The organism is Rhizomicrobium electricum, from assembly GCF_011762045.1.
Taxonomy (GTDB): Bacteria; Pseudomonadota; Alphaproteobacteria; order Micropepsales; family Micropepsaceae; genus Rhizomicrobium; species Rhizomicrobium electricum.
In genome coordinates this window covers 245473-265555 of the sequence record NZ_JAASQS010000008.1, presented here as the reverse complement: position 1 = coordinate 265555, position 20083 = coordinate 245473, and the positions used below count along the sequence as shown (strand labels likewise).

Sequence of the window (20083 nt, the reverse complement as noted above, 5' to 3'; positions counted from 1 at the left end):
GCCACGCGCGGGAGCGGCTGTCAGGGCTGGTGCGTTGCGGTTTCGCGCCGGAATGATTAGCTGAAGATCGAACCCAAGCGGGAAATTCCATGCACGGCCCCTCCCCCACCGATCCGCATCCGATGGCGGGCTTTCCGCAAGTCTGTTTCATCAAAAACACGGTGAAGAACCCGGCCATCGTGATCGGCGATTACACCTATTACGACGATCCCGAGAACTCGGAGGATTTCGAGCGCAACGTGCTCTATCTCTTCCCCTTCATCGGCGACAAGCTGGTGATCGGAAAGTTCTGCGCCATCGCCCGCGGCGTCCGCTTCATCATGAACGGCGCCAATCACAAACTGACCGGGCTTTCGACTTATCCGTTCGGGATTTTCGGCCAGGGCTGGCAAGCGGCCATTCCCAAGCCGGGAGAATTGAAGATCAAGGGCGACACAGTGATCGGCAACGACGTCTGGCTCGGCTACGAGGCGGTCATCATGCCTGGGGTGAAGATCGGCAACGGCGCCATCGTGGCGGCGAAGAGCGTGGTCACCCGCGACGTGCCCGCCTATGGCATCGTCGGCGGCAATCCGGCCAAGCTGATCAAGAAACGCTTCGACGACGACACCATCGTCGCCTTGCAGACGCTGGCGTGGTGGGACTGGCCGGTGGAAAAGATCACCGCCGCCATTCCCGCCATCATCGGTGCCGACATCGAAGCCTTGAAGCGTTGCCGCTAATCAGCCCATCACCACGACGACAGCATTCTCATCCTTCAGCTTGTCGGCTGGGATGACATTGCCCGGCAGCACTTCGCCGTTGAGGGTGAGCGACTTCACGCCCTTCTCGACGCCGTTCGGGTTCTGCACATCGATCTTCACCGTCTTGCCGCGGAAGCGGCGCGTGGCCGAGAAGCCTTTCCAGGCGGCCGGAATGCACGGATCGACGACAAGGCCCTGCCAGTCGGCGCGGATGCCGAGGACGTATTGCGTACCGGCGACGTAAGCCCACGCCGCCGAGCCCGACAGCCACGGCACGCGGGAGGCACCGGCGCGCGGGCTCATCGGCGCGTTGGTGAACTGGCAATAGACGTAGGGCTCGATCTCACGCGTTTCGGCGCGATCGTTCCAGGCCGCCGGCATGCTGGCGCGATAGTAGCGGTACGCCTTGCTGCCATGCCCCAGCATGGTCTCGGCAATCACCGCCCAGCCCTGGGTATGCGTGAAGATGGAGCCGTTCTCTTTCATGCCCGGCACGAATAGCACCGCGCGCATCACCTTCATCGAGGTTTCGACAAACGGCGGCGTGCACAGCATGACACCATGATCGGTGGCGAGATGCTTTTCGACGGAGGCCATCGCCTGGCCCGCGCGCGCACCCGTGGCATGACCGGACAGCACCGCCCAGGTCTGGGTGTTGAGGAAGATGCGGCCTTCCTTCTGTTCGGCGGAACCGTATTTGATGCCGTCGTCGCCGAAACCGCGCAGATACCATTCGCCGTCCCAGGCGCTGGCTTCGAGCAGCGGATCGAAACGCGCCAGCGCGGCGTCGGCCCACGCCTTCTCGCCCGCCTCGCCGATCAGCGCGCAAATTTCCGCGTAGGTCTTGAGGGCAAAGCGCAGCTGGAAGGCGACCATGACGGTTTCGCCTTTGGCGCCGAGGCGGATGCAATCGTTCCAGTCGGCGGACAAGCCGCACGGCAACCCGTGGGCGCCACAGCGTTCGAGATTGAACTCGATGGCGCGGCGCAAATGCCCGAGCACGCTCGCCTCACCTTTGTCGGCGTAGGGGAGCACCTTTTTCAGGAATGCGAAATCGCCGGATTCCTTGATGTAGGCCGGCACCGTGAGGAACAGCCACATACCGTCGTCGGAACGCAATTCGGTGTCCGGCGGTACGCTCTCATGGCCAGGGCGATGGGCAAACTGCTTGACCACCGGCATGCAGCCGCCGGTCGAAAGCTGGCCCGTCAGCATCAGTTCGAGACGCTTCAACGCTTCGGATGGGATGGCATGCATCACGCCGAGCATATCCTGCACGGTGTCGCGATAGCCGAGCCCATCGCGTTCGCCGGCATAGATCAGCGAAGCGGCGCGCGACCAGGCATAAGTGATGAGACAGTTGAACGGCCCCCACATCGCCAGCATCGAATTGAACGCCGGATCGGGCGTCGTGGCGGTGAGGCCTTCGAGGCGGCCGTGCCAATAGGCTTTGAGCTTGGCAAGCTCTTCCTCGACGCGCGCGGGATTGCCGAACTCCTTCGCCGCTGCCTTGCCCTCGGCGCCGGCGCGGCCGACGCCCATCAGCACCACAAACTCCTTGGTCTCGCCCGGCGCGAGCGTCACTTCGGCCTGCAGCACGCCGCAGACATTGTCGCCTGCCGCCAGCGAATTGGTGCAGCGACCGGTCTCGAGAATGTGCGGCTTGGCATAAGTGCCGTAAGGCCCGAGGAACGCGGTGCGGTCGGTGTCGTAACCCGCGATGGGAGCGCCGACGAGCGCGAGAAACGAATGGCGGCCCTGGTCGGCGTTCTCGAAATTATCCGGATCGGCCGGGATATGGACGTTGGTGCCGTGATCGATGATGCCGTCTTCCACGCCCATCGTCGCGATGAACTGGCTGTATTGCAGATTGACCAGATCGTTCACCGACGACCAGTTGTTGGCATACTCGACATAGGTGAAAGCGCCGAGCCGCCGCGGCGTCTTGCCGGTGTTGGTCAGCTTGACCCGCCAGACCTCCATGGCATGGCCGAGCGGCACGAAATAGGTCGTCTCCGAGCGGATGCCGGAATACTCCGACGTAATGACGGTATAGGCCGTGCCGTGGCGGCATTCGGATTTGTATTCGTCGAGCGGCTTGCCGACCGGCTGCCAAGCGGCACTCCAGAAGTCGCCGGACTCCGCATCGCGCAGATAGATCGTGCGGCCCGGCTGATCGACCGGCACGTTGTTGAACCGCACCCGGAGGAAGCGGCCTTGCGCCGCCGACTTGTAGAACGAATAGCCGCCGGCATTGTTGGTGATGATGGCGCCGTATTCGGTCGAGCCGAGATAGTTCGACCACGAGCGCGGCGTATCCGGCCGCGTGATCACGTATTCGCGCGCGGCGTCGTCGAAGGTGCCGTATTGCATCTCAGCTTTCCGTAGCGTTGGCCGCGCGCTTGGCCGCGAGTTCGGCCGAGATTTGCGGCATTTTGGATTCGAGCTTGTAGAACAGCATGCCGAAGCCGCAGGCAAGCGCGCCGATTGCCGGCACCACTGCCATCAACAGGCGAATGCCTTCCTGAGCGTGGGCCGTCTGCGCCACATTGGCCTGATAGCCGTAAGCGGCCAGAAGGCTGAGCGCCAGCGCGCCGCCGATCGCCCAGCCGAGCTTGTTCGACATGCCGGAGGCGGAGAACACCAGACCCGTCGCCCGCCGTCCGGTCTTCCACTCGGACCAGTCGGCGCTGTCGGCAAACATCGCCCAGAGCAAGGCCGCGGTCGGGCCGGTGAAAATCGAATAGAGGAAGTGGAAGCCGTAAAGCAGCAACAGCTGATCGGGGCGTACCCAGAACGAGGCGATCAGCGATATCGCACCCAGCACCATGCAGCCGATGAACGCGTTCTTGCGGCCGGTATAGGGCGTCACATACTGGATGAGGAAGGTCGCCACCATCGAGGTGAGCGTACCCATGACGATGAACGGCCCGGTGCCGAGCGCGCCGCCGAGATGGATCGTCCAGCCGAACGGTCCGGCAAAGGTCGCGTCGTTCATATAGTACTTGAAATAGTAGATCATCGACGAGCCGCGGATCGCGACGAAGAACACCTGCAGGATGCCGAGCGCGCAAAGGATCTGCCAGTGCCAGTTGTGCGCCAGATCGATGAGATCCTGCTTGCTCGAGGTCTTCTGCTTCGGCGGCGGGACGACGCGCTCGCGCGTGGTGGCGAAGGTGCCGAGGAACATCAGCACCGCGACGATCGAAAACAGCCCCACCGTCAGGACATAGCCATTACGGTCGTTGCCCTGGCCCAGGGTGGCGACCAGCGGCATGGCCAGCATGGCGACGACGAATCCGGCGCCTTGAGCGAAGCTAAAGCGATACGCGGACAGCGCCGTGCGCTCCTGCGGATCGGGCGAGATCACGCCCATCAGCGCGCCGTACGGAACATTGATCGCCGAATAGGCCAGCATCAAAAGCGTCAGCGTGACATAGGCGCTGATCAGCTTGCCGGTGTCCCCGAACGGCGGCGTGGTGAAGGCAAGCGTCGCGACAATGCCGAACGGCAGCGCCATCCACAAAAGGAAGGGGCGGAATTTGCCCCAGCGCGTCTGGGTGCGGTCGGCAATCATGCCGATAATGACGTCGACGAAAATGTCCCAGGTGCGGGTCACCAGAAGCATGGTGCCGGCGGCGGCCGCCGCCAGTCCGTAGACGTCGGTGTAGAAGTTCAACTGATAGTAGATGAAAATCATCCAGATCAGGTTGGATGCGCCGTCGCCGAAGCCGTAACCGATCTTCTCGATTACACTGATTTTGCCGTTTTTCATGGTCGTCCCCCAGGGTCGCGACAGCGCTTACCTTTTGGCGGAGCCTAACCTGTCTCAGAGGGCATGACCATGCCCTGGACGCCGCACGGGTCAGGCAGCCTGCTCCAGAGAAACCGCCGCCGCCTTGGCCGCCGGACTGCCATGGCGCCGCGACCACACCTTGGTGATTTCCGCCCCGAGCAGGAAGACCTGCGCCGAATAGTAGAGCCAGATCAGGATTGCCATCGCGCCGCCGGCAGACCCGTAGCGATGGCTGAGCGCCGTCTCGGCCAGATAAAAGGCAATGGCATACTCGCCCAGAAGGATCAGGACTGAAGTGATGATCGCGCCGGCAATCACGTCGCGCCACTCAAGCGGGCGGTTCGGCAGCACGCGGTAGATCGCGGCGAACAGGAACGTGATGAGGCCGGCCGAAAAGGCCGCATTTAGCAGCCAGACCAAACCGCCGCCGATCCCGATCAGCGCCTCGAAATAGGTGCCGAAAGCCCGCACCAGCGTGTTGACCATCAGCGATACGCATAAAAGCAGCCCCAACCCGCCGACCAAGGCGAGCGACAGCAGATAGCTTTTCACAGCCCCCCACCAGGAAAACGGCGGCGTGGGGGTTTTCCAGATGCAGTTGAGGGCGGACTGGACCTCGACGAATACGCCGCCCGCGGTGAACACCAGCACCGCCACCCCCGCAAGCGTGCCGAGCAAGCCGCCCTGAAGATGACCCGCAGCAGCAATGGCAGCTTGCAGCATGGTAGCCGTGTCGTACCCGATGACCCGGCGGACTTCATAAAGAAGGTGGGTATGGGCGGCTTTCGCGCCGAGAAAAATCCCGGCCACCCAAGCCCCGATATAGAGCACCGGACCCATTGCCGTCATGGCGTAGAAGCTGATGGCGGCGCCACGGCTGTAGGCGGCGTCCTCGAAGAACTCTTCGACGCCCTCCCGGATTAGCAACCAAAACTCCCGAAGCCTGTCCACGGACGCAAAAACCACAGCGCTGCAGACACGCAACGCGGCATCGGCGGAAAAGGTCCGTGTGCGTCAGGTCATTCGTCGCTGAAACCGTCGGCGTCCGGCAGGAGCGCGATGATCCCGAACAGGCAGGCGATGATGCCGACGGCTAATCCGATCATGCCCGGAGCATCCGCGCATCCACGGCAAAAGGAAACCGCTTCGCTGTGACTTTCGGAGGAAATCGTACGCGATACGATCAAATGCTGCCGCGCGCCGCCGCGTGAGGCGCGGATTTCATCACTGCCTCTTTGCCGGGCAGCGCTTTACGTCAGGGACTCTTCCATCGGACGCATCTGAATTTGGATGATGCGTGCCAGTTTCGGCTGGGTGCAGGCGAACAGGATGGCTTGCGCGACGTCGGCCGGGTCGAGCATGCCGGATGCCGCCACCTCGTCTTCGGTGCGGCCCTTGCCGATGGCGAATTCGGTCTTCACGCCGCCGGGGTTGATGGTGCCCACCTTGATGCCGTGCGGCCTCAGCTCCTTATCGAGACCTTGCGCGAAGCCGACCTGGGCAAACTTGGTGGCACAATAGGTGGCTTCGCCGGCAAAGCCGTAAACGCCGGCCATCGAGGAGACGAGGAGAATGAGGCCGTCCTTCTGGGCAATCATCACCGGCACGGTATGGCGGGCGATGATCCAGGACGACTTCATGTTGCCGTCCATCATGTCGTCGTATTCGGCGACGGAGGTATCGACCAGGTCCTTGTAATTGCCGACACCGGCGTTGGCGACGAGGATATCGATCCGGCCGAACTCCTTTTGCGCGGCGTCGACGGCAGCGATGGCGGTCGCCTCGTCCCGCATGTCGCCGGGCACCGCAATCGCCTTGACGCCGAACTTGGCGACGTCTGCCGCAAGCGCTTCAAGCCGTTCGGCGCGGCGTGCGGTGACGACGAGATTGGCACCTTCCGACGCCAGAGCCAGCGCGGCGGCATGACCAATTCCAGCGCTCGCACCCGTAATCAGCGCAACTTTTCCCGTCAGCTTGGCCATGACCGTCTCCTATGAATGATACGGGTCACGTAACCCTGCTCCCGCAGGCGACGCAAGATGGCATCGACCAAAGCCGACCACTAAGGCCGACGGAATTCCGTGAACAGACTGGCGTTGAGGAGGATGTGAACCGCGATCCCCACCGCATAGCCGATCGCCACCGCCCAAATCCATTTGAGATGCGAGCCGAACGTATAGCGTCCGTTGCTGGCCCCCATCAGCGCGACGCCCGCAGCCGATCCGATCGACAACAGCGAACCGCCGGTGCCGGCCGTGAGGGTCACCAGCAGCCATTCGCCATGGCTCATGCTCGGCTCCATCAACAGGACGGCATAGGTCAGGGGAATGTTGTCGACCACCGCCGACAGGATGCCAATGATGATATTGGCGACCGTGGGACCGAGGTCGCTATAGAGCAATGTCGACAGACCGTGCAGATAGCCGACGGCCGCCAATCCTCCGACGCACAGCATGATGCCGTAAAAGAACAAGAGCGTGTCCCATTCGATCTTGGCGAAAATGCTGAAGATGTTGAACGGCTCACGATCATCATCGGAGCAAAGGACGCGCGTTTCCCAGCCGTGCAGAAAATAACCGTAGAGGTTCAAGGCACCAAGCCCCGTCATCATGCCGAGGAAGGGCGGCAGATGCAGGGTGTGATCGAGCGTCACCGTCAGCGCGATGGTGCACAAGAACATTCCGGCGATCACATATCCACCCTGACGGACCTTGACCTCAGCGGTGCCGCCTTCGATCTGGCTTCGGGGCAGGAAAAGGCTCATGAGCAGCGCCGGCACCAGCCAGTTGAGAACCGACGGCACGAAAAGATCGAGAAACTCGAAGAATTCGACTTTGCCCTTCTGCCAGACCATCAAGGTGGTGATGTCGCCGAACGGCGAGAAGGCGCCACCGGCATTGGCCGCAATCACGATCGAAACCAGCGTGACGACCACCGCCTTTTTGTGATGCCCAAGCGCGGCGAGCGCCACGGTCCCCATGACCAGCGCCGTGGTCAGATTGTCGGCGACAGGCGAGAGGAAAAACGCCGCCGAACCGGTCAGCCAGAAAATGCCGCGCACCGATATGCGTGCCGCGGTGAGCCGGGCTCTGAGGGCATCGAACAATTGGCGCTCGACCAGCGCGTTGACGAAACTCATGGCCGACAACAGGAACAGCAACAGTTCGGCATATTCGAGCACGACGTGCCGGATGCTCTCCGTCACCTCGGGCCCGCGGCCTTCGCTGACAAAGCCGGCCGCGACCAAAATCCAGATCAGTCCGGCCGCCACCATCACCGGCTTGGACTTGCGCAGATGCAGCTTTTCCTCCGCAAAGACGAAGGCGTAAGCGATGCAGAACACGGCCAGTACGGCCGGTGCGGCGAAGGTCATCGAAGAGCCCCGTTGACGGCGTCCTCAACAGGTAGCGCGGAACCCGTTCTCAATCAAACGCGTAAGCATCCATTCTGAGCGAGCCGAACGTGGCACTCTTGTGCAGACGGCGGGAGGTTTCGCCAGCGCCGTAAGCGACGAACAGCGGCAGGATATGATCTTCGGAAGGATGGGCGCGGGACGCCTCGGGCGCGCGGGTGCGATAGTGAACGAGATCGTCGTCACGCCGCTCGGTCAGCGCCGCATCCATCCATCCGGAAAAGCGCGCCGACCAGTCGGGCTCTGCACCACCCTCCCAATCGAGGGCCATCAGATTGTGGACGAAGCCGCCGCTGGCCAGGATCAATCCGCCTTCCCGGAACGGACGCAACGCCTTACCGAGCGCGATGTGATGGGCAACGCCAAGACGCGGCTGGATCGAAAGCTGCACGACCGGAATATCGGCAGCCGGAACCATCAGCATCAACGGCACCCAGGCACCGTGATCGATCCCACGCCGTTCGTTGAGGCTCGCCGGAATGCCGGCCCGCTCGAGGCTCTGCGCCAGACGGGCCGCAATGTCCGGCGCGCCGGGGGTGTCATAACGAAGATCATAAAGCGGTTTCGGAAAACCGCGAAAATCGTGAATGGTGGTATTGCGCGGAGCCGCCGTGAACGCGGGACGCTCGGTCTCCCAATGCGCCGAAACCGCCAGAATCGCTTTAGGCCGCGGCAGGCTTTGGCCGAGGTCGCGGAGAAAATCGCGCGCAGGCGCATCGTCGAGCGGCAGCGTCGGGGCACCATGGGAAACGAACAGGGCAGGAAACATCGCCGGCCTCCTTTTGACAGGAATCTGGCGATGCGCCCCGGATCATTCAATGGAAAAGATCGTCTTCCATCGTTTCCGAATTTTTACCTACGGCTTATAGGAAACGAACGCGAACGTGCTGGAATCCGGCGACCAGGACGGGACGTTCAGCGTGCCCTGCCCGCCGAACACGTTCGCGATGATCTGCGGTTTGCCGCCCTCGAGCGGGATCAGGCGCAAAGTGATGTCCTTGTTGGCGGGATGATCGTTCACCGCGACGTCGGTACCGAACGCGACGTAGACGATCCATTTGCCGTCCGGCGAGGAATGCGGAAACCAGTCGCGGGTATCGTCCTCGAACGTGATCTGGGTCGGGTCGCTGCCGTCGGCGCCGATGCGCCAGAGTTTCATGTTGCCGCTGCGCGTCGAGTTGAAGAAGACGAACCGGCCATCGGGCGAATAATCGGGGCCGTCATCCATCCAGTCGCCTTGCGTAAGCCGCCGCTCCGCCCCGCCTGCCGCCGGGCAGGCCCACAGGTTCAAGATCCGGTCTCCGCGCGCAGCCACATAGGCGAGCGTCGCGCCATCCGGCGACCAGCCATGCCAATAGGAGGGACCGTTCGGCGTGACGAGACGCGGCGTACCGCCTTCGGCCGGCAGGATCGAGACGCGCGACAGGCCATCGGCCTCGCTCTTGTCCGAAATCACGATCCATTTGCCGTCGGGCGACAGACCGTGGTCGTTGTTAAGGCGATTGAGGGTGCCGGTGTTGATCTTTGCAGGCACGCCGCCGTTGACCGGCAGACGATACAGCAGTCCCTCGCGGTTGAAGATGAGATGAGCGCCATTCTTCGACCAGTTGGGCGCTTCGATCAGACGGTCGGTACGATAGACGACACGCCGCTTGCCGGTCGCGATCTCCATCACTTCGAGAATGGATTCCACTGCCGCCTCTCCCGCTTGATTCGCGGCACCAGAAAACGCGGGAAGCCCGGCTTTTTCAAGTCGGCGCTTGCGCAAATGGTGCGAAAGAGGCAAACCAAAGGCCAGAGGGGATGGGCGCCGCCTTGATTCACTGCGGGCGGCGCTCTTTTCATTCGACCCCGAAAATCACGCCCTCCAGCGCTTCGGTGAGAGCCTTCGGCTGCTCCAGCCAGATGATGTGGCCTGCCTTGGCAATCTTGATCATCCGGGTCGCCGGAAACACGCGCAGATATTTCTCCGCTTCGGCAGAGGCGATGTAATCGGACTCGGCGCGTACGACGATGCCGGGCGTGCGGTTGCCCGCCAGTCTCTTCTGTACCGGGAAGGGATGGGTCGACAGATCCCAATTGGTCATGAGATACGACCACCACCCCATGCCATGCATCGCGAGTTTGCTCGCTTGCGCCGGATCGTGGACGGTTTCGCCGCGCACGGCGACATTGACGAAGTCGTCGAGTATCGGATCCATTTCGGCATCGGGAGCCAGCGCGTAAGCGGCGTGAACATCCTTCGCCAAAAGGCGATCCAGTTCCTCGTAATGGCGCATCGCTCCCGGACGGGTGGCGCGCAGGAACGCCATGATGTCATCGGGCATGCCGAGACGGGGAATGGCTTCGGTGCGATCGATCGGGCCGGGCGATACGAAGGCGACCCGCACCACCACACCGGGATGGGCCGCCATGTAGTTCGCGGCCAACGTCGAACCCCAGGACTCGCCGATCAACACCATATGCTCGGCCTTGATCCGCTGGCGGATCGCATCGAGGTCGTCGACATGGCGCTTGGCGGTATACTGGGTGGGATCGCGAAGGCGCGCCGACAATCCGCTGCCGATCTGGTCGTAGACGTAGATGTCGGCCCCGCGAGACCCGAGACGCTGCCACCAATCCGGATGGTCGCGGACCGCGGTCACAAAATCGGCGCCCGGCCCACCGTGAAGATAGATCACCGGCGCCGGATTTCGGCCCACCCCGAAATGAACGATGGCAATATGCGAGCCGGTCGGCAGATCCCAATATTGCAGCGGCGGCGCAGCCGATCTCTGCTCCGCGGCGCCCGCAGCAGCCGCTGCGACGATAAAGACAGCAGCCATAGCCGTCCTGAACAGTCCCATGTCCGGCCCCTCGCTTACCCGCGGAACGGGAGATTAAGCCGACACGGGCCGGGTATGCCGCTCACATTGCTGCGATTTCTCGCCGGACGTTTACGGCCAATACGAACTCCCCCTTTGCCAGGATCATTCCTTAAATGAGTTCTAGAACAGTCCCGGTTCTGCCGCGGCGGCAGTGTGGAACTTGACACTTTGTTGCCGTTCTGGCATGAATACTTTTGCGAATGGCTCGCAACTAGACAGGTCCAAAAATGCTCCGTGAAAGTCCGCCGGTCACATCTCAGCGCACGCCGCTCGGCCGCGCGCACCCCGGATTCCGCGGCCGCATCGATGCGATCGACGCCACCGGCAATGCCAGCGGCCTCTCCTCGGAAGAGCTGGAACGTCGCCTGATCGAACTCGGCTTCGTCGAGGGCGCGTCGGTCGAAATCCTGCACGAGGGGGCCATCGGACGCGATCCGATCGCCGTTCGCGTAGACAGCGCCACCGTTGCGCTTCGCCGCCGCGAAGCCATGGCCGTTCTCGTCGTCTAATACCCTGGAGGGGACTTTCCACTGATGAACGCGATGACCGACGCCGGGATCATTCGCTGTGCCCTGGTCGGTACGCCGAATTGCGGCAAGACCGCTCTGTTCAATGCCCTGACCGGCAGCCGCCAGAAGGTCGCCAATTATCCCGGCGTGACCGTCGAGCGCAAAGCCGGCGTTGTCCATACGCCCGCAGGGCTCTGTTATTCCGTCATCGACCTGCCCGGCACCTATTCCCTGCGCGCCCGCAGCCCGGACGAAGAGATCACCCGCGACGTGGTGCTCGACCGGCTGGCCTCGGAAACAGCCCCCGACTTTCTCATCTGCGTTGCCGATGCCACCAATCTGCGTCTGGCTCTTCGTCTGGTGCTGGAACTGAAGCGCGTCGGCCGGCCGATGATGCTGGTCCTCAACATGATGGACATCGCCAAGCGGCGCGGCATCGAGATCGACGTCCAAAAACTGTCCGCCGCACTCGAAATGCCGGTGGTTACCGCCATCTCAGTCCGCAAGGGCGGCATCGACGCGGTGATGGCCGAGCTCGACCGCTTCGTGCTGTCGGCAGCCACCGACTGCGCCTGGACGGTGCCGTCGGCCGCCAATCTCAGAGCCGATCAGCGCGACGCCGATGCCATCATCCGTGCCGTCGTGAAGATGCCCTTGCGGCCCGATACGCTGACATCGCGGCTGGACGCGGTGCTGCTTCATCCGGTGGCGGGCCTCATCTGCCTGTTTGCGATCCTGTTCGTGATGTTCCAGGCGGTATTCACCTGGGCGCAGCCGCTGATGAACCTCATCGAGCAAGGCTTCGCCGTGCTCGGCACCACCGCCCACGATCTGTTGCCGGCCGGGATCGTCCAGAGCTTCATCACCGACGGCGTGATCGGCGGCGTCGGCAGCGTGCTGGTGTTCCTGCCGCAAATCCTGATCCTGTTCCTGTTCATCCTGCTCTTGGAAGACCTCGGCTACATGGCGCGAGCGGCGTTCCTGATGGACAAGATCATGGGCGGCGCCGGACTGCACGGGCGGGCCTTCATTCCGCTGCTGTCGAGTTTCGCCTGCGCCATTCCCGGCATCATGGCGACGCGCGTGATCGACAACAGAAAGGACCGGCTCACCACCATTCTGGTGGCGCCCCTGATGACCTGCTCGGCGCGCATCCCGGTCTATACCCTCATCATCGCCGCCTTCATCCCCGACACGACGGTGGGGGGCGTGCTCTCGCTGCAGGGCTTGGTGATGTTCGGGCTTTACGCGGCCGGCATCCTGTCGGCGCTTGGCGTATCGGCGGTGGCCAAGTTCCTCTTCTGGAGCCAGGAGATGAGCCCGCCTTTCATGCTGGAGATGCCGGACTACAAGCTGCCCGATCCCAAGAGCGTGCTGTTCGGCCTGTTCACCCGCGCCAAGGCGTTTCTCTATCGCGCCGGCACCACCATCTTCGCCATGACCGTGCTGATCTGGTTCCTGGCGAGTTTCCCCTCCGCCCCGGCCGGTGCCACCGCTCCGGCGATCGAGTACAGCTTCGCCGCCATGATCGGCCATGCCATCGCGCCGGTGCTGGCCCCGATCGGTTTCAACTGGCAGATCGCGATCGCACTGATCCCCGGCATGGCGGCGCGCGAAGTGGCGGTGGCCGCCCTCGGCACCGTCTATTCGATTTCGGGCGGCGCCGAAAATCAGATCGGCCACATGCTGGCTGCACAATGGAGCCTGGCCACGGCGCTCGCCTTCCTGGTCTGGTATATTTTCGCGCCGCAATGCGCCTCCACGCTCGCCGTCATCAAGCGCGAAACCCAGAGCTGGAAGTGGATGTGGATTACCTTCGGCTACATGCTGGGTCTTGCCTACCTTGGAGCCTTTGCGACCTTCCACATCGCGCGCGCACTGGGCGGCTGAGAGACTGTCAGCGGCGCTTACAGATTCCGCCCTGCGGAACGCCGCGGAAGCGTTCCAAGCCGTTGAACTTGCGCGGCGCCGTCATTTGGCGCGCGAGTTGCACACTTCCCGCCAAACTGGACGTGAATTGCGGGAGGGTTCGACATGCGATGGCTCAAGGCACTTATCGTAGCGGCAGCGATTACGGTACCGGCAGCGGCCAACGTCATCACCTTTGAGACGGCCCCGACAGGGGTCTTCACCGGTCCCATCACCGAAAGCGGGTTCACCTATGAACTCGGCATCGGCAACATCGTCGTCAACACCCCCGGTCATCCCGGCCAGGACCTTGAAGCCGTCTCGGACGGCGGCGGCGTGCTGATCATCCGGCGCGCCGACGGCGGCCTGTTCCAGTTCGACAGTGTCGACTTCGCCGCCTACAACCGTCCCGGCACGGGGACGCAAGACTTGATCGTCGCCGGTGGCATCGGCGGCGGCTTCATCGGCTTCGATGTCTTTACCCTGGCCAACACGGCCGACCAGCCCTATTCCAACTGGACGACCGAAACCGCCTTGGGTTTGCACGGCATCCTTGTGGACACGCTGCTCGTGCTCCTGGGCGGCGGCACGGACTCGGAGCCTTACAACAGCGCCATCGACAATGTGACCCTGACGCCCGATGTGCCCGAACCGGCGAGCCTCGCGCTTCTGGCGGGCGGCCTCGTGCTCCTGCGGCGGCGGCGCCGCATCTGACGCATTGGTTGGAGTCCCTTGCGGGTGCAATGTGCGCCCGCATTTTCACGCGGGGATTTCCATGACCGGCAAAACCACAGGCATCGTTCTCGGAGCCATGATCGCAGGCGTTTCGGCAGGCGCTGCGCCGGCCGATCACTACACGGTCGGCGATCTCGCCAAGGCCATGGAGGCGCTGAAGGCCAAAGCCGCCGCGACCGGCGGGGCCGCCGATACGCTGGCGACCTACAACAACCATCACACCATGCTGTCCTATCGCACCAAGGACGGCACGGCCGAGATTCACGCCCGCTACGCCGACATGTTCTACATCGTGCGCGGCAAGGCGACGCTTGTCACCGAAGGCACGCTGGAAGGCGGCCACGAAGAAAGCCCCGGCGAAGTGCGCGGCAGCAGGGTGGCAGGCGGCAAGACGACGATGCTCGGCGAAGGCGACGTGGTGCACATTCCCGCCGGCACGCCGCACCAGCTTCTGATCGCACCCGGCGAAGAGCTGCTCTACTTCGTCATCAAGATCAAAGAGCACGACTGACATACCAGAAGCGGGCCTTCCGATTTTGGAAGACCCGCTCCGGTGGATACTCGGCGAGGTCGGAGCGGATTGGAATTCGCTCCGACCTTATTTCTTATTGACCCAGATGACGGTCGAAGAACTTCACGATCACGTCATAGCAATCGCGCGATTCCGGAACATCGGGATTGTAGAAGAAGCCGTGGAACATCCCTTCCCAAACATGCAGGTCGGCCTCGACGCCCGCCTTTACGAGCTGCGAGTGCGAATATACGGCGTTGCTCAGTTCGAAGCCGCGCGTTCCGGTGATCACCAGCGTCGGCGGGAACTTCGCCAAAACCTCCGCTGACATCGCCGGCGACACCAGCGGATCCGACAGATTGGCAGCCGCCAGATAATAATTCATCGGCATGCCTTTCTTGTTGTTGCGGAAGCCCGGCGTCGGAGCCCGCGGGGGCATGCCTTCGCCGAGCGGCGTCGACATGTAGGAAGCATCACCGCCGAAACCGCCTGGCGGGTTCATCAGACCGGCGCAGAATACGCCGGCAGCCGCCGGACGCGGCAGACCGTGCTTCTGGAACCACGCGAGCGACATGCCCGTCAGACGGCCACCCGCCGAACAGCCGTAAATACCGATGTTCTCAGGACGATAGGTTTTGAGCAGTTCGCGATAAACGGCAGCAACGTCTTCGCTTGCCGCGGGGAATTGCGCCTTGGGTGCCTGACGGTAATCGATACTCACGACCTTGATCTGACCAAGCGCGGCGACCGGAATCGACTCCGCTTCGGCGCAGCCGGGGAAGCAGCCCTGGAATCCGCCGCCATGCAGATTGATCAAAACCCGCTTCTCGTTCTTCGCCGCGATCCCGGTCTTCGGCGTGTAGATATAGGTATGAACCCCGGCCACCGAAGTGTCCTGCCGGTCGACCGGATAAAGGGTATGCAGCCGTTCGATATAGGGCTTCATGAACCGCGGCACACCCTGATCCTGCACCAGCTTCGGCGGGTTCTGCATGTCGCGCAGATGATCGGCCATATAGGCCTTGGCTTCCGGCGTAGAGAATTCCGACAACGGCACGGCCATCGCGGGCACGTGCACCGTGCCGTCGACATCGAGCTTCAGCGGCACCGGCTGGTCTTGCGCAGAGGCTGCCGTGAGCGTCAGCCCCAGAGCCAATGCCGCGACGCCCGCCTTCAGACCACTGGTGTACCGACGGGCCTTGTTCGTTTCTGCCATGCTACCCTCCTGGTGTTTTTCCGGCGGGTGTCATGCATCATCTCGGTGCGAAGCTTGCCGCCAGTGCTTTCCGACTATGCAATCGTTTGCATGCAGCCCTGGACAAATCAAGGCTCATCTTCCGTGCTTCATCGCATGGGACGCAGGCAGCCTGCTTTCATAATTGCGAATACGTCGCATACTCAAATTTGAGGGAGTAAAATCAAGGCCTTGTATTTAGAATTGGTCAAAATTGCCGCAGGTGTCAGTTTGGTTTTGACAACAGTTTAGAGTTATTCTAATTTAAGCGCAGTCACTCACCGAGACATTCAAGGAGATACCCCGTGCTGACCGTTGGCGACAAGTTTCCCGCTTTTTCCGTGAAGGGCGTCGTTTCGACCGATCCCAAGACCGCCTTTGCCGATTTCACCGAGGCTTCGGATGCCGGCAAGTGGAAGGTCGTGTTCTTCTGGCCGAAGGATTTCACCTTCGTATGTCCCACGGAGATCGCCGGCTTCGGCAAGGTCAACGGCGACTTCAAGGATCGCGATACCGTCGTCTACGGCGTATCGGTCGACTCCGAATTCGTCCACCTCGCCTGGCGCAACAATCACGCCGACCTGAAGGATCTGCCCTTCGCCATGCTGTCCGACGTCAACCGCAAGCTCTCGACCGCGCTCGGCGTGCTCGATGAGGAAGCGGGCGTCGCCAAGCGCGCGACCTTCATCGTCGATCCCGAAGGCATCATCCGCTTCGCCTACGTCACCGACATGAGCGTCGGCCGCAATCCGCAGGAAGTGCTGCGCGTGCTCGATGCTCTGCAGACGGACGAACTCTGCCCCTGCAACTGGCACAAGGGCGAAGAGGTCATCAAGGCCTGATCTCAGGCCGACTGTACACTCGCGGGTCATGGCTGATGTCCCCCCTCCCTTCGGCCGGACCCTAAAGTGAGCCCCGCCGGCGCTCCCCCCCTCCACGCCGGCGGGGTTTCCTTCTCCCAGCACCAAGGTCACCCCGCCATGTCTATCGAAACGCTGAAGGATCTGCTGCCCGAATACGCGCGCGATCTGAAGCTCAACCTCTCCAGCCTCGCCACCGAGACGCTCTTGAGCGAGCAGCAGCGCGCCGGCACCTTCATCGCCTGCGCCCTCGCCAGCCGCAACAAGACGACCACCAACGCCCTGTTCAGCGAGTTCGCGCCGAAGCTTGCGCCCGAAGCGCTGACTGCCGCCCGCGCCGCCGCGGCGATCATGGGCATGAACAACATCTATTACCGCTTCACCCATCTTGCCTCCGCCCCGGACTACAAGACGCTGCCGGCGCGGCTGCGCATGAACGTCATCGGCAAGCCCGGCGTCGACAAGGCCGATTTCGAGCTGTGGTGCCTCGCTGTTTCCGCCATCAACGGCTGCGGCGTCTGCATCGACAGCCATGAAAAGGTGCTGCGCAACGCCGGCATGACCGCCGAACAGGTTCAGGCCGCGGTACGCATTGCCGCCACCGTGCATGCGGTCGCTGCCGTGCTCGAGGGCGAAGACGCCGAGCCGAGCGTGGCTCAAGGCGGCTGAGTTTCTTTGTTTTTCTCTGCCTGTTGAAACTGAAGGCGCGGGATTCCTCCTCCCGCGCTCTTTTTTTGGTCGCGCGCCCCGCACACCCCCTCCGTCGCCTGCGGCGCCACCTTCCCCGCACTTTCGAAATCGTGCGGCGCGTGCATTTGCATCCGCGGGGGAGGAACGAATCCGTCTACACCGGCGGCGGATTGCGGGAGAACTGGCGCTGGTGCCAATAGGGATAGGCCGGCATCACCGCGCTGGCGGCATCGAGCCTGGCGATTTGATCCTTGGTCAGCGCCCAGCCGACTGCGCCGAGATTGTCGCGCAGCTGCTGCTCGTTGCGGGCGCCGATGATGAGCGTCGCCACGCCGGGCCGCTGCAACAGCCAATTAAGGGCCACCTGCGGTACCGTCTTGCCGATCTCGGCCGCGACGCCGTCGAGCGCATCGACCACCTTGAAGAGGTGTTCGTCGCCGACATGCGGACCGATGTCGTTCTGCTTCTGGTCGCGGCGGCGGCTGGTTTCCGGCAACGGCGCGCCGCGGCGGATCTTGCCGGTCAAGCGGCCCCAACCGAGCGGGCTCCACACCACCGCGCCGACGCCCTCGGCAAGTCCGAGCGGCATCAACTCCCATTCGTAATCGCGCCCGACCAGCGAGTAATAAGCTTGGTGCGCCACATAACGCGCATAGCCGTAACGGTCCGAGACGCCGAGCGCCTTCATCAGATGCCAGCCGGAAAAATTCGACACGCCGATGTAACGCAGCTTGCCCGCCTTGATCAGGGTGTCGAGCGTCGACAGCACCTCCTCGTGCGGAGTCTCGGCGTCGTAACCGTGGAGCTGCAACAGGTCGATGTAATCGGTGCCGAGACGCTTCAGCGAGGCCTCGACGGCGCGGATGAGATAGTGACGCGAGGAGCCGCAATCGTTGGGGCCGCGACCGGTCGGAAACGTCACCTTGGTCGAGATCAGCACGGAATCGCGCCGGCCGGCGACCGCCGCCCCCAGCACGCGCTCGGATTCGCCGCGCGAATAGATGTCGGCGCTGTCGAACATCGTGAGCCCGGATTCGAGGCAGATGTCGACGAGGCGGCGCGCTTCCTCGGGCCCGGTGGTTCCCCACGACGAAAATCCGCCGACCCCGCCGAACGTGCCGGTGCCGAGCGTGAGCACGGGAACTTTCAAACCGGAGCGGCCGAGAGAGCGGTATTCCATGGGATGCCTCGCACAAGAACGCGCGCGACGTTAGCGCGGCGATCCCAACCTGTCATCCCGGACGCCGCCTAGAGTTCCGGCAGTGCCTGCTGCAGCCTTCCGCCGACGCGGATCATGTCGATGCGGGTGGCGAGGCCTTTTTCGTTGGTCTCGACGAAGGCGCCGCACAGCGTCGCCGGGCCCATCGCCGGCGTGAAGCGGCTGCCGTGCATCTTGCGGATGAAGCGCTGCACCGGCTCGTATTTGTCCATGCCGATGACGGAATCGTAGTCGCAGCAGCCGCCGGCATCGGTGAGATAGGCGGTGCCGCCTGGCAAGACCTGCGCGTCGGCGGTCGGGATATGCGAATGGGTGCCGATCACCGCGGAGGCGCGGCCGTCGCAGAAGTGACCCATCGCCATTTTCTCCGACGTGGCTTCGGCGTGCATGTCGATGATGATCGCATCGGCGGCTTCGCCCAACGGACAGGCGCCGAGCTCATGTTCGGCGGCGGCGAACGGATCGTCGAGCGCATCCATGAAGACGCGGCCCATCAGGTTGACGACCAGAACATGCTGGCCGGACCGGGTCTCGTAGAACCCCGCGCCCTTGCCCGGCACGCCGGCGGGATAATTGCGCGGACGCAGGATGCGGTCTTCGTCGTCGATGAAAGTCAGAATCTCGCGCTGATCGGCCCAGTGATTGCCGGTGGTGAGGCAATCGACCCCGGCGCCGAACAGATCGTCGGCGATGGCGCGCGTGACGCCGAAACCGCCGGCCGCGTTCTCGCCGTTGGCGACCACGAAGTCGGGCTTCAACAAATCCTTGAGCCGGGGCAGTTCGGCCGCCACCACATCCCGTCCGGGCCGGCCGATGATGTCGCCGATAAAGAGAATGCGCATGGCGCCGTCATAGCATATTAGAGGCCGCGAGCCAGCCTTTTGCGGCCATTACCGGGGGGAGCCATGATCGCCAAACTGATACTGCAATTTGCCGCGATTACCGCTTTGCTGGCGGGCCTGTTGTTCGGGCTGGCGGGAACCTTGGCCTGGACCGGCGCCTATGTTTTGTGCGGATCCCTTCTCGGCGGCGGCGCGGCGATGTCGGTCTGGCTGGCGCGTCGCGATCCGGCTTTGCTCAAGGAGCGCATGGGACGCGGCCGTCGCGACAAGCCGGCCTTCGATCGCATCCTGTTGCCGCTCTCCAATCTCGTGCTGTTCGGCTGGATCGGCGCGATGGGGCTCGATGCGCGCTGGCACGGCACCGCCCAATGCCCGCTGTGGCTCAACCTGATCGGCGGAGTGCTGGTCCTTTTGGCGTTCGCCCTCGTCATCCGCGTGATGGCCGAGAACACCTTCGCCACCGCCATCGTGCGGGCGCAACCGGAGCGCGGCCAGCATGTGATCTCTACCGGGCCTTACCGGTTCGTGCGCCATCCGATGTACAGCGCCGCGGTCATCGCCTACGCCGCCATTCCGCTGGCCCTGGGCTCGCGCCTGGGTTTGCTCGGCATCCCGCTGCCGATCCTCGTGCTCGGGGTGCGGGTATTGTTCGAAGAAGGCTTGCTTCGGCGAGAGCTTCCCGGCTACTGCGACTATATGGCGAGGGTGCGCTACAGATTTGTCCCATTTGTCTGGTAATCGCCGCGCCACCAGACGG

Annotated in this window: 19 protein-coding genes; 8 read left to right on the top strand and 11 right to left on the bottom strand. The window is 63.1% G+C overall.

From position 1 onward, the window contains the following. The first annotated feature begins 89 nt into the window (after positions 1–89). Positions 90–722, top strand: a complete 633-nt coding sequence (locus tag FHS84_RS16925) for a Vat family streptogramin A O-acetyltransferase (protein WP_166936538.1) — start codon at positions 90–92, stop codon at positions 720–722. Here the strand turns inward: FHS84_RS16925 and FHS84_RS16920 are convergent, their stop codons facing one another. The 8 genes from FHS84_RS16920 to FHS84_RS16885 all read right to left on the bottom strand — a co-directional run bounded on the left by FHS84_RS16920 (position 723) and on the right by FHS84_RS16885 (position 10797). Then, positions 723–3116, bottom strand: coding sequence for a glycoside hydrolase family 94 protein (locus FHS84_RS16920; RefSeq protein WP_166936536.1), 2394 nt, complete (start codon positions 3114–3116; stop codon positions 723–725). Position 3117: 1 nt separating this feature from the next. Next, a complete protein-coding gene (locus FHS84_RS16915; protein WP_166936533.1) occupies positions 3118–4518 on the bottom strand; it encodes an MFS transporter in 1401 nt (466 codons plus the stop codon). Between the two features lie 90 nt (positions 4519–4608). Then, positions 4609–5466 carry a YihY/virulence factor BrkB family protein gene (locus tag FHS84_RS16910; protein ID WP_166936531.1) on the bottom strand — a complete coding sequence of 286 codons (858 nt, stop codon included), beginning with the start codon at positions 5464–5466 and terminating at the stop codon, positions 4609–4611. Positions 5467–5789: 323 nt separating this feature from the next. Continuing rightward, the gene (locus tag FHS84_RS16905; protein ID WP_166936529.1) at positions 5790–6521 is read right to left on the bottom strand and encodes an SDR family oxidoreductase; all 732 of its coding nucleotides are present in this window, start codon (positions 6519–6521) and stop codon (positions 5790–5792) included. A gap of 80 nt (positions 6522–6601) precedes the next feature. Continuing rightward, a complete protein-coding gene (gene nhaD / locus FHS84_RS16900; protein ID WP_166936526.1) occupies positions 6602–7912 on the bottom strand; it encodes a sodium:proton antiporter NhaD in 1311 nt (436 codons plus the stop codon). A 49-nt stretch (positions 7913–7961) separates the two neighbouring features. Next, positions 7962–8720: a DODA-type extradiol aromatic ring-opening family dioxygenase gene (locus FHS84_RS16895; protein ID WP_166936524.1), complete on the bottom strand. Its 759-nt coding sequence runs from the start codon at positions 8718–8720 to the stop codon at positions 7962–7964. Positions 8721–8807: 87 nt separating this feature from the next. Further along, positions 8808–9644, bottom strand: coding sequence for a TolB family protein (locus tag FHS84_RS16890; protein WP_166936522.1), 837 nt, complete (start codon positions 9642–9644; stop codon positions 8808–8810). A gap of 148 nt (positions 9645–9792) precedes the next feature. Further along, on the bottom strand, positions 9793–10797 hold the full coding sequence (locus tag FHS84_RS16885) for an alpha/beta fold hydrolase (protein WP_166936519.1): 1005 nt from the start codon (positions 10795–10797) through the stop codon (positions 9793–9795). A gap of 248 nt (positions 10798–11045) precedes the next feature. Here FHS84_RS16885 and FHS84_RS16880 point away from each other — a divergent pair, with 248 nt between their 5' ends. From FHS84_RS16880 to FHS84_RS16865, 4 genes are all read left to right on the top strand, one after another. Beyond that, positions 11046–11327, top strand: a complete 282-nt coding sequence (locus FHS84_RS16880) for a FeoA family protein (RefSeq protein WP_166936517.1) — start codon at positions 11046–11048, stop codon at positions 11325–11327. A 24-nt stretch (positions 11328–11351) separates the two neighbouring features. Continuing rightward, on the top strand, positions 11352–13217 hold the full coding sequence (gene feoB / locus FHS84_RS16875) for a ferrous iron transporter B (RefSeq protein ID WP_166936515.1): 1866 nt from the start codon (positions 11352–11354) through the stop codon (positions 13215–13217). A 144-nt stretch (positions 13218–13361) separates the two neighbouring features. Next, complete coding sequence (locus tag FHS84_RS16870; RefSeq protein WP_166936513.1) at positions 13362–13949, top strand: PEP-CTERM sorting domain-containing protein; 588 nt, start codon at positions 13362–13364, stop codon at positions 13947–13949. Between the two features lie 61 nt (positions 13950–14010). Then, positions 14011–14481, top strand: coding sequence for a cupin domain-containing protein (locus tag FHS84_RS16865; RefSeq protein ID WP_166936511.1), 471 nt, complete (start codon positions 14011–14013; stop codon positions 14479–14481). Positions 14482–14575: 94 nt separating this feature from the next. On the opposite strand, the gene FHS84_RS16860 is transcribed toward FHS84_RS16865, so the two are convergent. Continuing rightward, positions 14576–15697: an alpha/beta hydrolase fold domain-containing protein gene (locus tag FHS84_RS16860; protein WP_166936509.1), complete on the bottom strand. Its 1122-nt coding sequence runs from the start codon at positions 15695–15697 to the stop codon at positions 14576–14578. 323 nt (positions 15698–16020) lie between these two features. On the opposite strand from FHS84_RS16860, the gene FHS84_RS16855 reads away from it, so the two are divergent. Beyond that, entirely contained in the window at positions 16021–16557 is a 537-nt protein-coding gene (locus FHS84_RS16855; protein ID WP_166936507.1) for a redoxin domain-containing protein, read from the top strand. A 138-nt stretch (positions 16558–16695) separates the two neighbouring features. Then, entirely contained in the window at positions 16696–17244 is a 549-nt protein-coding gene (gene ahpD, locus FHS84_RS16850) for an alkylhydroperoxidase, AhpD family (RefSeq protein ID WP_166936505.1), read from the top strand. 175 nt (positions 17245–17419) lie between these two features. On the opposite strand, the gene FHS84_RS16845 is transcribed toward ahpD, so the two are convergent. Both FHS84_RS16845 and FHS84_RS16840 read right to left on the bottom strand, forming a co-directional pair. Then, complete coding sequence (locus tag FHS84_RS16845) at positions 17420–18445, bottom strand: aldo/keto reductase (RefSeq protein WP_166936503.1); 1026 nt, start codon at positions 18443–18445, stop codon at positions 17420–17422. A 68-nt stretch (positions 18446–18513) separates the two neighbouring features. Beyond that, positions 18514–19326 (bottom strand): TIGR00282 family metallophosphoesterase, encoded by an 813-nt coding sequence (locus tag FHS84_RS16840; RefSeq protein WP_166936500.1) that lies wholly within the window; start codon positions 19324–19326, stop codon positions 18514–18516. Between the two features lie 63 nt (positions 19327–19389). Between FHS84_RS16840 and FHS84_RS16835 the strand changes: the two genes are divergently transcribed. Then, entirely contained in the window at positions 19390–20064 is a 675-nt protein-coding gene (locus FHS84_RS16835; RefSeq protein ID WP_166936497.1) for a methyltransferase family protein, read from the top strand. The last annotated feature ends 19 nt before the right edge of the window (positions 20065–20083 follow it).